General features: G+C 43.4%; 11 protein-coding genes. 4 read left to right on the top strand and 7 right to left on the bottom strand.

All coding sequences use genetic code 11. The annotated features are described in order from the left end of the window. Positions 1–50: 50 nt before the first annotated feature. Complete coding sequence (locus EJN84_RS06070) at positions 51–896, top strand: glycoside hydrolase family 16 protein (RefSeq protein ID WP_238943944.1); 846 nt, start codon at positions 51–53, stop codon at positions 894–896. Positions 897–1113: 217 nt separating this feature from the next. After that, the gene (locus tag EJN84_RS06065) at positions 1114–3357 is read left to right on the top strand and encodes an inorganic phosphate transporter (protein ID WP_129594573.1); all 2244 of its coding nucleotides are present in this window, start codon (positions 1114–1116) and stop codon (positions 3355–3357) included. A 35-nt stretch (positions 3358–3392) separates the two neighbouring features. Here EJN84_RS06065 and EJN84_RS06060 read toward each other — a convergent pair whose 3' ends face one another. The 7 genes from EJN84_RS06060 to thrS all read right to left on the bottom strand — a co-directional run bounded on the left by EJN84_RS06060 (position 3393) and on the right by thrS (position 8744). Next, positions 3393–4181 carry a TrmH family RNA methyltransferase gene (locus EJN84_RS06060; protein ID WP_129594572.1) on the bottom strand — a complete coding sequence of 263 codons (789 nt, stop codon included), beginning with the start codon at positions 4179–4181 and terminating at the stop codon, positions 3393–3395. 12 nt (positions 4182–4193) lie between these two features. Continuing rightward, a complete protein-coding gene (gene trxA / locus EJN84_RS06055) occupies positions 4194–4655 on the bottom strand; it encodes a thioredoxin (RefSeq protein ID WP_129594571.1) in 462 nt (153 codons plus the stop codon). Positions 4656–4743: 88 nt separating this feature from the next. Further along, the gene (locus EJN84_RS06050) at positions 4744–5247 is read right to left on the bottom strand and encodes a pyridoxamine 5'-phosphate oxidase family protein (RefSeq protein WP_129594570.1); all 504 of its coding nucleotides are present in this window, start codon (positions 5245–5247) and stop codon (positions 4744–4746) included. Positions 5248–5365: 118 nt separating this feature from the next. After that, positions 5366–5710 (bottom strand): 50S ribosomal protein L20, encoded by a 345-nt coding sequence (gene rplT / locus EJN84_RS06045; RefSeq protein WP_101487890.1) that lies wholly within the window; start codon positions 5708–5710, stop codon positions 5366–5368. Between the two features lie 94 nt (positions 5711–5804). Then, positions 5805–6002 (bottom strand): 50S ribosomal protein L35, encoded by a 198-nt coding sequence (gene rpmI, locus EJN84_RS06040; protein WP_129594569.1) that lies wholly within the window; start codon positions 6000–6002, stop codon positions 5805–5807. Positions 6003–6164: 162 nt separating this feature from the next. After that, entirely contained in the window at positions 6165–6743 is a 579-nt protein-coding gene (gene infC / locus EJN84_RS06035) for a translation initiation factor IF-3 (RefSeq protein ID WP_129594568.1), read from the bottom strand. Between the two features lie 48 nt (positions 6744–6791). Beyond that, the gene (gene thrS / locus EJN84_RS06030) at positions 6792–8744 is read right to left on the bottom strand and encodes a threonine--tRNA ligase (RefSeq protein ID WP_129594567.1); all 1953 of its coding nucleotides are present in this window, start codon (positions 8742–8744) and stop codon (positions 6792–6794) included. A gap of 266 nt (positions 8745–9010) precedes the next feature. Between thrS and EJN84_RS06025 the strand changes: the two genes are divergently transcribed. Together EJN84_RS06025 and EJN84_RS06020 are read left to right on the top strand one after the other, a co-directional pair. Beyond that, a complete protein-coding gene (locus EJN84_RS06025; RefSeq protein WP_129594566.1) occupies positions 9011–9472 on the top strand; it encodes a hypothetical protein in 462 nt (153 codons plus the stop codon). A gap of 98 nt (positions 9473–9570) precedes the next feature. Continuing rightward, a complete protein-coding gene (locus EJN84_RS06020; protein ID WP_129594565.1) occupies positions 9571–11784 on the top strand; it encodes a TonB-dependent receptor in 2214 nt (737 codons plus the stop codon). Positions 11785–11821: the final 37 nt, after the last annotated feature.

Below are 11821 nucleotides of genomic sequence, written 5' to 3'. Positions count from 1 at the left end.
AACAGAAAATTGAAACATAAATCTACCTTTAAAAAAAACCGAAAAAGAAAATGGGAAAAATATTATGGATGCTGACCGGCTTTCTTTTAATTGCCTGTAATCAAAATCACGATAAAAAAACAGCTCAAAAAGATTACGAACACATTTCGACCACTACAGGCGAATGGCAACTTGTTTGGGATGAAGAATTCGATTATATCGGCTTACCCGACTCCGCAAAATGGAGTTACGACACCGAAGGAAACCAATGGGGATGGGGCAACAACGAAGCGCAGCACTACACAGCTAACGATTCGGCCAACGCGTTCGTAGAAAACGGCGTGCTTACTATCACCGCACGCATCGACAGTATGGGTGGGAAACGCTATACATCGGCGCGACTGATCACAAAAGGGAAGGGCGATTGGTTATACGGAAGATTCGAGATTCGAGCCAAACTCCCTACCGGCAAAGGCACCTGGCCTGCCATCTGGATGCTGCCAACCGATTGGGAATACGGAGCGTGGCCTAACAGCGGCGAAATCGACATCATGGAAAACGTAGGGTACGACCCCGATACGATTGTGGGTTCGGCGCACACAAAGAGCTACAACCATGTTGCCGGCACACAGAAAAATGCGAAGATATATGTCCCGACATGCCATACCGATTATCACGTATATGCACTGGAATGGGAACCCGAAGAATATCGTCTGTATGTGGACGACACTTGTTATTTCACATTTCAAAACGAACATGGGAGTTATGCCGAATGGCCATTCGACAAGAGGTTTCATCTGATTCTGAATTTGGCTGTCGGAGGAAATTGGGGTGGGCAAAAAGGGATTGACGAATCGCTGTTTCCTCATCATTTCTATATCGACTATGTAAGGGTTTACGCCAAAAAAGCAAACTGAAACTATTCATAATTATATACATATGAATATCTGATCCATAAATAAGATCCACGAAAGACTTATCCTGAGGAATCGGGACAGAATGACGAATGTTACGTTTTTGTTAAGTTTTCGTTTCCGGAATAAATTTGTCTCCTATGTTAAAAATTATTTTGTATTTTTGCGACGGAATTTGAAATGGTTGGTCATTCAATTGTAAATTAACCATATAATTTTTATGGATACAATCTACCTCATTATCGTTCTGGTATTACTACTTCTGGCAGTTCTCGATTTGACCGTGGGGGTCGCAAACGATGCCGTCAATTTTCTAAACTCAGGTATTGGTTCTAAAGCTGCCCCGTTGTGGGTTATTTTATCGGTTGCATCATTAGGTGTACTGCTTGGAACACTCTTTTCGAGCGGGATGATGGAAATTGCCCGTAATGGGGTTTTCCGGCCCGAGATGTTCACTTTTCACGACGTGATGATGCTTTTTCTGGCCGTAATGATAACAGATGTCATGCTGCTGGATATTTTCAATTCGCTCGGATTGCCGACATCGACTACAGTCTCGCTCATTTTTGAACTATTGGGGTCAGCGGTAGGAGTTTCTCTTTTCATAATCTGGCAAAACAACGGCGGCAATCTCGCAGATTACATCAATACGGCCAAAGCACTCGCCATGATTACGGCCATATTGGTTTCGGTGGCCATCGCCTTCGTAACCGGAAGCCTGATTATGTATCTCTCGCGAATCATATTTTCATTCAATTACAAAAAACCGTTCAAGTATTTCGGAGCGTTATGGGGAGGTTTTGCACTTACAGCCATCACCTATTTCGCAGTGTTTAAGGGATTGAAAGGAAGCAGCATTATCACTCCCGAATTTATGGAATACCTCAACAACAACATGACGCAGGCGTTGTTGATCACTTTTGCAGGATGGACGATCGTTATGGCGATTCTTCAGCATTTATTTAGAGTAAACATATTGCGAATCATAGTATTGGCAGGCACAATGGCACTGGCATTGGCTTTTGCGAGCAACGATCTGGTAAATTTCATCGGGGTGTTTATGGCGGGGTTAAGTTCGTTTCAGATTGGGCAAAGCTTTCTCTCTCAAGGAGGCGATCTCAACAATCTGTATATGGAAGGACTGAATGCACCGGTGATAGCGGATTGGCGATATATGTTGGCAGCCGGCGTTATCATGATTTTGGCTTTATGGTTTTCGAAAAAGTCGCGAACTGTTACCGAAACCGAGGTCAACCTGGCGCGGCAAGATGCCGGGATGGAACGGTTTTCTTCTTCACCCGTTGCACGTTCGGTGGTGCGTTCTGCGGTAAGCATTAATTCTACGCTGAAAAAAATTATTCCCACGGGAGTGCAGAAAGCACTAAACGAAAGATTTATTCCCTACGAACGTGAAGAAAAAAATGCTTCATTCGATTTGGTCAGAGCCTCTGTAAATCTTACTATTTCTGCCCTGCTAATATCATTGGGAACTTCTCTGAAATTGCCATTGTCCACAACTTATGTCACATTTATGGTGGCTATGGGAACCTCTCTTGCCGACAGGGCTTGGGGTAGAGAAAGTGCCGTCTATCGCATTAACGGCGTTCTAACGGTGATCGGCGGGTGGTTTATTACGGCTATAGTCGCATTTTCCGTATCGTTTATCATCGCCTTAATCCTTTCTTGGGGTGGAAATATTGCTATTTTCGCATTCCTCGTATTACTCTTTTTCATCTTACTCCAATCATCAAATTTTCACAAGCGGCGAAAGGAGAAAGAACAAACAAATGCTACCTTGCTCAATGACGAAAACGAAATCATTAAGGCTTGTACGTCTGATGTCCGGAATACAATGGAACGAATGCTCGATATTTATCAGAAAAATATCGACGGATTGCTGAATGAAGATAGAAAATTGTTGAAGACGATCTCGAAGGAAGCAGACGAGTTATATAATCTGTACAAGGATAAGCGAACATACGAAGTGGTTCCGACGATACAACGCATCGCCCTCGAGGAAATGGATATCGAGCAGGAATATGTGCAGATTATCGACTATACCTACGAAATAACGAAAGCATTGAAGTCTATCACATCCGAAAGTTTCAAGCATATCGACAACAACCACACCGGATTTAACGAACAGCAGGCCGAAGACTTGCAACGCATGAGCAAAAATGTATCGGATATGTATAATGCTTTTATCAATATGATGGAACGACATGACTATTCGTCGTTCGACACATTACTGAAATATCGAGACAATATGCTCGACCTTTACGCAAAACTAACCAAACGTCAAATAAAACGAGTAAAAAACATGGAATCGGGAACGCGTACAAGTATTCTGTTTCTGAATATTTTGAACGAAACGAAAAACATTGTATTGCAATCCATCAACATGATGCGCGCTCAACGTGATATGATATTAACCAACAACCAGAAAAACACGCAGTACCTGTAATGCAGTAGTGTGATAAGGATGTGCCATTGCTTTTCTCAAAAGCCTCGCTGTCGCATCGCTTCGAAAGTAAGAATAGCAGTAGAAACCGAAACATTAAGCGAATCGATTTTCCCCCGCATGGGAATCTTGATTCGCTTTTTTGCATGCCGCAACCAAAAATCGGTCAATCCGTCGGCTTCGGTTCCCATCACAATGGCAGAAGGCCCTCTGAAATCGACCGTTTGATAAAACTCGGAGGCCTGCAGCTCGGCAGCAAAAGAAACAATATGATGTGTCTCGAGCCAATCGAAAGCCTCCTGAGAGGAGCATACGGCGGTTTGCACGCTAAAAACGGTTCCGACGCTCGATCGGATAACATTGGGATTATACAAATCGGTTTGCGGATCGCAAACAATCACAGCATCCACTGCGGCAGCATCGGCCGTGCGGAGGATAGCTCCAAGATTACCCGGCTTTTCTACAGATTCGAGTACAATTACGAAAGGATTTTCGCTCACGCGGAGTTGTTCTATAGAATGGAGTTTAGGCTTCGCCAGAGCAATAATTCCGTCCGAATTTTCACGATAAGCAATTTTTTCGAATACGGCTTGCGAAATATCAAAAATTCGTCTATCGTCGATGCCGGCTAACACATCGGGGTACTCGGTTTTGGCAAACATATCCCGAAACACATACACAGCCTCTACTTGATAACCGCCGGCACAAGCCAACGACAATTCTCGAGCACCTTCAATAACAAACAATTGCTGCTCTTTTCGCTCTTTGCTTTTCGAAAGTTTAACAACATTCTTGATAGCCGGATTTTGAAGGCTGGAAATATGCATGCAATATGAAAATTACTCTCGAAGAGAAGTTTTTTGCAAAAGAAAATCATCGATAACTTTCTTGAACGTTTCTTTCGGCAGTGCGCCCATTGCCATCTGAGGATCGCCTTTTTGCGGAATGAAAATAAAGGTGGGTATGCTCTGAATCCCGAAAACGGAAGCCAATTCGGGTTCTTTATCCACATCAATCTTGTAAACATAGATCGCTTCGCCGTATTCCTTGGCCAAATCAGCAAGAATGGGTGCAGTTATGCGACAGGGACCGCACCACGTAGCGTAAAAATCCACAATCGCGGGCTTGTCGCCGTTGTATTTCCACACTTCGGTATTTTCTTCGTAATTGAAAACCCTGGTCAGAAATTCGGACTTTGTGAGCTCGATGGGTTTAGCCGGAGCATTTTTTTCGGGAGGATCTGCCGAAAAAATGGGACATGTAAAAATAAGTGCGACAAACAACAAGAGATTTTTCTTCATGTTTAATACAATTAGTGAGTGATGATTTTTAAAATGATTCAAAATAAGATGACGTAAAAGTAATTGCGTTCATATTTATCTTCACGCATCAGAATTCGGTTCTATCCTTATACGAGATACTTCCCGGTTTCATAATTCCGAATTCTTTGGCCTGCATGTTTTCAATCTTCATCTTCCATATTTTCACGTTGTTGACTGCGGGAACAGAATAGGAAAATGTTCTTTCGGTATATTGTTTCATAATGATGTCGAGGGCTTTTTCTTTTTCGGCGAAATCGTTTTCAAACTCAATCTTTCCTTCGCAAATCACGCTACCGGCCCGCATCCTATAGCTGCAAGCCACATCGGGATGTTGAAAAATCAATTCGGGATCGGAACAAAAAGTGATGCAGGCATGCGGATTTTTTTCGAGAATAGAAATGGACCTCCCTTCCTGCGCCGAGTGCAAATATATAGTCCCGTCCTCATATCCGAAATTCATCGGCAATACATAAGGAAAGCCATCTTCATCGGCCATTCCCACGAAACATAATTTACATGATCGCAGGATAGTTTCTACTCGTTCGAGTTCTTCTATAGAGAATGTTTTCATCTGCTGATTCGATAACAGGAGAACAAACATAGCAAAAAAAAATACATCCTGAAATAAAAAAAGGAAAATCCGTGAAGATTTTCCCTCATTTACCCCGAAAAAGGTGCGAAGCTTTTTCTTATTTTACTTTATCGACAATGGCTTTGAATGCTTCAGGATGATTCATGGCCAAATCGGCAAGTACTTTGCGATTGATTTCGATTTCGTTTTTGTGCAAAGCACCCATCAAGCGCGAATACGACATTCCGTTGGCGCGAGCGCCGGCATTGATACGCTGTATCCACAAAGCACGGAAGTTGCGTTTTTTGTTTTTACGATCGCGATAGGCATAAGTCAGACCCTTTTCCCAAGTGTTTTTGGCCACTGTCCATACATTTTTGCGAGCGCCGATGTATCCCCTTGTTTGTTTTAAAATTTTTTTTCTGCGGTTGCGCGAAGCAACATGATTCACTGATCTTGGCATAATGTTTACTTGTTTTGAATGATAGCGTCGCTGTCAGAAAATAGCGATCTTTGGTGCATACATTCGGTTAATAAATCGTTAATAATGAAAGTGTTTACTTCAGTCCAAGTAGAAACTTCACGTTCCGTTCGTCTGTTTTGTGAACAAGACCTGTCTGGGTAAGATTACGTTTCTGCTTTTTGGTTTTTTTGGTCAGAATGTGACTCTTGTAAGCATGCTTTCTTTTGATTTTTCCTGATCCGGTAAGGGCGAACCTCTTTTTGGCACCGGAATTAGTCTTAATTTTTGGCATTTTGCTATTGTCTAATGATAATTAATTATTTTTTCTCCCTTTCAAACGAAAAAGTGTGCAAAGGTAACGATTTTATTTCGATTGCCAAAACGAGATAGGATTTTACCGATAAAAAAGCCGAAAATGCATTCGGCTTTTGTCACGTTCCGGAAAAATCGAAACTCATTCGTCAGTTTCGGCCTCTTTCTCCTTGTCTTTTTTTGCAGACGCAGCGCCCTTTTTCGGTGCGAGCATAATTGACATGCGTTTACCTTCGAGGATGGGCATTTGTTCTACCTTCGCATAGTCCTCCAAATCGTTGGCAAATCTCAATAAAAGCACTTCTCCCTGTTCTTTAAACAAGATTGAACGACCTTTAAAAAACACAAAGGCTTTAACTTTTGCCCCTTCGCTCAAAAAATTTTGAGCATGTTTCAGTTTGAAGTTGTAATCGTGATCATCGGTTTGAGGGCCGAAGCGAATTTCTTTCACCACGACTTTTACCGATTTGGCTTTCTGTTCTTTGAGCTTCTTCTTTTGCTGATAAACAAATTTCTGATAATCGACGATGCGACATACAGGCGGATTCGCCGTAGGGGATATTTCCACCAAATCAAGCTCCTGTTCCTGAGCCATTCTCAAAGCCTCTCGAGTGGGATAAATTCCCGGTTCAACATTGTCTCCTACTAAACGGACTTCGGGTACTCGGATGCGTTCGTTGATCCGATATAGGTCTTTTGAATCTTTGGAGTTATAATTCATTCAGCTCTTCTTTGTTTCGCTATTTTAGATATTTTTTATTTGAACGGTTTAATTCGTTTGCTCCCGGTTCATCATTTCTTTGACTTCCTGAGTAACATTTTGTGCAAAAGTAAGTAAATTTATTGAACCTAAATCAATTCCGCCTTGTTTTCTCACAGATATTTCTTCTTTTTCTGCTTCTTTTTCTCCCACGACAAGCAAATATGGAATGCGTTTAAGTTCATTATCGCGAATCTTGCGCCCGACTTTTTCGTTACGATCGTCCACTTCGGCGCGGATTTCATGTTTTTTCAACGTCTTCACTACGTGCTGTGCATATTCATTGTATTTTTCGCTGATGGGCAAAACCACTGCTTGCGTAGGCGCAAGCCACAATGGGAATTTACCTGCAGTGTGCTCAATGAGCACGGCAACAAATCGTTCCATCGAACCGAATGGAGCTCGATGAATCATTACGGGGCGGTGTTTTTGGTTGTCTGCACCGGTATATTCCAGTTCGAAACGTTCGGGTAAATTGTAATCCACCTGAATAGTCCCCAGCTGCCAACGACGCCCAAGCGCATCCTTCACCATAAAATCGAGTTTTGGCCCGTAAAAAGCGGCTTCGCCGAGTACTACCTTGGCTTTTAATCCTTTTTCGGCACAAGCTTCCACAATAGCTGCTTCAGCTTTTTCCCAATTTTCCTCGCTACCGATGTATTTGTCTTTGTCGTTGGGGTCGCGAAGGGATATTTGTGCTTCAAAGTTTTCGAAGTTGAGAGCTTTGAAAAGGATGAAGATGATGTCCATCACTTTCAGAAATTCTCCTTTCACCTGATCGGGCGTGCAGAAAATATGGGCGTCGTCCTGCGTAAAACCTCGAACGCGGGTAAGTCCGTGAAGTTCGCCGCTTTGTTCGTAACGATAAACCGTTCCGAATTCGGCAAGCCGGAGCGGAAGCTCCTTGTATGAGCGCGGAAAAGCTCTATATATTTCGCAGTGGTGCGGACAGTTCATCGGTTTGAGTAAAAATTCTTCACCTTCTTCGGGAGTATGGATGGGCTGAAATGAGTCTTTCCCATATTTGGCATAGTGTCCCGAAGTTACGTACAGTTGTTTTGCTCCGATGTGTGGTGTAATTACCTGCTGATAGTCAAATTCGTTTTGAATTCTTTTCAAGAAATCCTCGAGGCGAAGACGCAATTGCGTTCCCTTGGGCAACCACAAAGGTAACCCTGCTCCCACATTGGACGAAAAAGCAAACAATTCGAGCTCCTTGCCAATTTTGCGATGGTCGCGTTTCTTGGCCTCTTCGAGCATAATCAGATATTCGTCGAGCAGTTTTTTCTTCGGGAAAGTGATACCGTAAAGGCGGGTCAATTGCGGCCGTTTTTCGTCGCCACGCCAATAGGCACCTGCGGCACTAAGTATTTTTACGGCTTTAATATACGATGTGTTGGGCAGGTGTGGCCCCCGACAAAGATCGGTGAAACCGCCCTGAGTGTATGTAGTGATGGCACCATCCTGCAACTCGTTGATCAGCTCCACTTTGTAGTTTTCGTTGCGTTCCGAAAACATCTTAATGGCATCGGCCTTGCTGATGCTTTGGCGGCGAATTTCTTCTTTCGCAGCACTTAATTCCAACATTTTCTTTTCGATAGCGGGGAAATCGGATTCCTTGATAACAACGCCTTCACCCGGATCGACATCGTAATAAAACCCATTTTCGATGGCAGGCCCGATGCCGAATTTGATACCCGGATACAGTTCTTGCAAAGCTTCGGCCATGAGGTGAGCAGATGAGTGCCAGTAAGCATGACGACCCTCTTCGTCTTCCCATTTCAGCAACTTCACCGTTGCATCATGTTCGATTGGCCGTGTCAAATCCCATGTTTCTCCGTTCACACTTGCGGCAAGCACTTCTTGTGCAAGTCGTGGACTGATACTTTCGGCTATTTCTAACGACGTGATTCCTTCCTTGTATTCACGAACCGATCCGTCGGGAAAAGTAATTTTAATCATATTTTTCATTCTTCGAACCCTGACGATTGCGATTGAACAATATGTGTTCCACAAAGGTTGGGTTACGGTTGTCCCTTAATTGTTTTTTGCGAATGCAAATGTAATGATTTTGTGATTTATAGAAAGCAGATTTGGAAATAAAATTCGAAAATCGTCAGGCGAAGAAGGGTTAAGAAAAGTTTACCAGGTAAAAACAAAATTCTATTAGACATTTTTAACTTTTATTCATTCTACCACTCACTCTAAATAGATAATTTTGCGTCCGTATGAAAAAAAACATCCTCACATTCCTCGCCGTCTTGCTTGCTTCTCTAATCGCCTACGGCGGTTCGGGAGTGAACATTTTTTTCTATTGCTGTGACGATTGTCGTGCGGAAGGTGTTGAGGCCGTAATCGGTGACACATGCTGCGAACTGCACCATCATCATCATTTGAACGGATTGATTACGCATTTCGACGAGCATAGCTGCACCCCACATCTTGCGAGTACCCCTGAAGAGTGCGGCGTGGAAAGAATTTCGGTCCTTTGGGAATCAACTTCAAACAATAACCCAGGAGTAGAGCCTCTTTCCTTCTATCTGGCACATTCTCTCTCTGCCCTGATGCCTTCATCGAAACTCTTATCGGATGTTACACCCTTGATCGGTTCCGTAGATCCGGCTACTCAAAAACCTCCTCACCAAAGCAAAGCAGAATATTTCTCGCTGCTGACTACACTGATTATTTGATGAATAAAACAACTTGTCTGATTTTTCGGGCAAGTAAAAATTCTACACATTTTTATTGATGTGTATTTCTTATTTATTATTCATCAGATCAATTAGTTATGAAAAATATTATCTTTATACTGTTTTCATTTGTTGCAGCCCTACCCATAACTGCTTCGGACAAAGTACACGGACATGTGTATGACGAAAAAAGACAGCCCGTCATTGGGGCGAATATCTATTGGGAAAAATCGAAAAAGGGAACCGTTTCCGATAATAACGGCTATTTCGAAATCGATAAATCAGATCAACATGAACATTTGGTTGTAACTTATGCCGGTTATGTTCCACAATACATTCATATTGAAGGTGTCGATGAGCAAATTGAAATTATTCTGAAAGAAGATTCCCGATTGCTCGATGAGGTGGTTATCACCAAACGAACTCCCGGCACAGTTACGCAACGTTCGTCCATCTTGCAGACACAGAAGATAACGATGGGCGAAATCCGAAGAGATGCCTGCTGCAATCTGGGAGAGAGCTTTACGACTAATCCCTCGGTCGATGTGGCTTACAACGATGCGGCCACCGGCGCAAAACAAATCAAACTTCTGGGACTTGCAGGCACCTACGTACAAATGTTAACCGAAAATTATCCGAATTTTCGCGGAGCATCCTCCTCTTTCGGCATGGATTACGTTCCCGGTCCGTGGATGGAAGGGATTTACATCTCGAAGGGTACTTCATCGGTGAAGAATGGCTACGAAGCATTGGCAGGTCAGATAGACGTGGAATACAAAAAGCCTCAAACCATGGACAAATTTTCTATGAACCTCTTCGCCAACGATGCAAGACGCATCGAAGCAAATGCCGACGCGAGCATACATATTAACGACCATGTACAGACAGCTCTGTTTGCACATTATTCCAACGATACGAAAGCTCACGATCGCAACAACGATGGGTTTCTTGATTACCCGAAAACCGAACAGGTCAACCTGATGAACCGATGGAATCATCAAACCGGCAATTATGCATCGCAATACGGGATAAAATACATTCACGAAAATCGTACCGGCGGTCAGGATACCCAACATCACGACTTTCCCGATCCTTATCTCATCTCACTGAAAACCAACAGAGGCGAATTCTACACCAAACAAGCGTATTCCGTTGTGAACGAGAACAATTTGATGACCAGTACTGCCCTTATAGCATCGGGATCGGTTCACGATCAGAAATCGATATACGACACCACGCGTTACGACGTCAATCAAAAAAATCTCTATCTGAGCCTCATTTTCGAAAAAGAATTTTCGCACGCACATGCCTTAAGTGCGGGATTAAGCGTCAACCACGACGGCTTCGATGAAATGCTGCGCATGGCTTCGTACGATCGCAACGAAACCGTAACAGGGGCGTACGCCCAATATACTTATAATCTAAACGATCAACTCATTTTGTTGGGTGGTATTCGGGCCGACTACAGCAGCCAATACGGATTTTTTGTTACGCCAAGATTTCATGTAAAATTCACGCCCACCGACCAAGTACACATAAGAGGATCCATCGGAAAAGGATTTCGCACAGCTCATGTACTCGCCGAAAACAATTACCTGCTGGCCAGTTCGCGGAGAATAAACATTGCTGATGATCTTGACCAGGAAGAAGCTTGGAATACAGGGTTCAATGCCACGCTTTACATCCCGATCTCCGACAATCAACTGACGATCACCGGAGAATGGTATTACACCCGTTTTCTGCAGCAAGTGGTTGTGGATGTGGACAGCGATCCGCATGCCATCAGTTTCTACAACCTGGAGGATGGAAAGTCGTATTCGAGCAACGCTCAAATCGAAATGAGTTATCCTTTTTTCGATGGTTTTACACTCACGGCTGCTTATCGCTACACCCGATCAAAATCGGACTATCGAAACATCGAAACGGGCGAAAGCAGATTCCTTTCCAAACCGTTAATGAACGATTACAAGGGACTGATCACGGCATCGTACCAAACTCCGCTCAAGAAGTGGCAATTCGATGCGACAGCCCAGCTCAACGGCGGAGGACGAATGCCCACTCCGGATGCAACCACACCTTTGTGGGAGGATCGATACGATTCGTTTACAGTAGTAAATGCCCAAATTACCAAGTTCTTTCGGAACTGGTCGGTATATCTCGGAGCGGAAAATTTGTTTGATTTCCGACAGGAAAATCCAATTGTCGATGCCGTTGATCCGCGAGGCGAAAATTTTGACGCTACTATGGTGTGGGGACCTGTGCATGGACGAAAAATCTATGCCGGATTTCGCATGAACGTACCTCGATTTTGACAAAATTCATCACTAAACATTTCAAAAACCCTATTTA

The sequence above is a fragment of the Seramator thermalis genome (assembly GCF_004138125.1).
GTDB lineage: Bacteria > Bacteroidota > Bacteroidia > Bacteroidales > Dysgonomonadaceae > Seramator > Seramator thermalis.
The sequence above is the reverse complement of the archived record's forward strand: the minus strand, read 5'-3'. Positions and strand labels throughout refer to the sequence as shown.

Bases quoted from the DNA above. Each gene is read 5' to 3' on its own strand.
- infC (WP_129594568.1), bottom strand. From the start codon at position 6,743: ATGAATTATAACTCCAAAGATTCAAAAGACCTATATCGGATCAACGAA.
- EJN84_RS06025 (WP_129594566.1), top strand. From the start codon at position 9,011: ATGAAAAAAAACATCCTCACATTCCTCGCCGTCTTGCTTGCTTCTCTA.
- EJN84_RS06065 (WP_129594573.1), top strand. From the start codon at position 1,114: ATGGATACAATCTACCTCATTATCGTTCTGGTATTACTACTTCTGGCA.
- rplT (WP_101487890.1), bottom strand. From the start codon at position 5,710: ATGCCAAGATCAGTGAATCATGTTGCTTCGCGCAACCGCAGAAAAAAA.
- EJN84_RS06050 (WP_129594570.1), bottom strand. From the start codon at position 5,247: ATGAAAACATTCTCTATAGAAGAACTCGAACGAGTAGAAACTATCCTG.
- rpmI (WP_129594569.1), bottom strand. From the start codon at position 6,002: ATGCCAAAAATTAAGACTAATTCCGGTGCCAAAAAGAGGTTCGCCCTT.
- EJN84_RS06020 (WP_129594565.1), top strand. From the start codon at position 9,571: ATGAAAAATATTATCTTTATACTGTTTTCATTTGTTGCAGCCCTACCC.
- thrS (WP_129594567.1), bottom strand. From the start codon at position 8,744: ATGATTAAAATTACTTTTCCCGACGGATCGGTTCGTGAATACAAGGAA.
- EJN84_RS06060 (WP_129594572.1), bottom strand. From the start codon at position 4,181: ATGCATATTTCCAGCCTTCAAAATCCGGCTATCAAGAATGTTGTTAAA.
- EJN84_RS06070 (WP_238943944.1), top strand. From the start codon at position 51: ATGGGAAAAATATTATGGATGCTGACCGGCTTTCTTTTAATTGCCTGT.
- trxA (WP_129594571.1), bottom strand. From the start codon at position 4,655: ATGAAGAAAAATCTCTTGTTGTTTGTCGCACTTATTTTTACATGTCCC.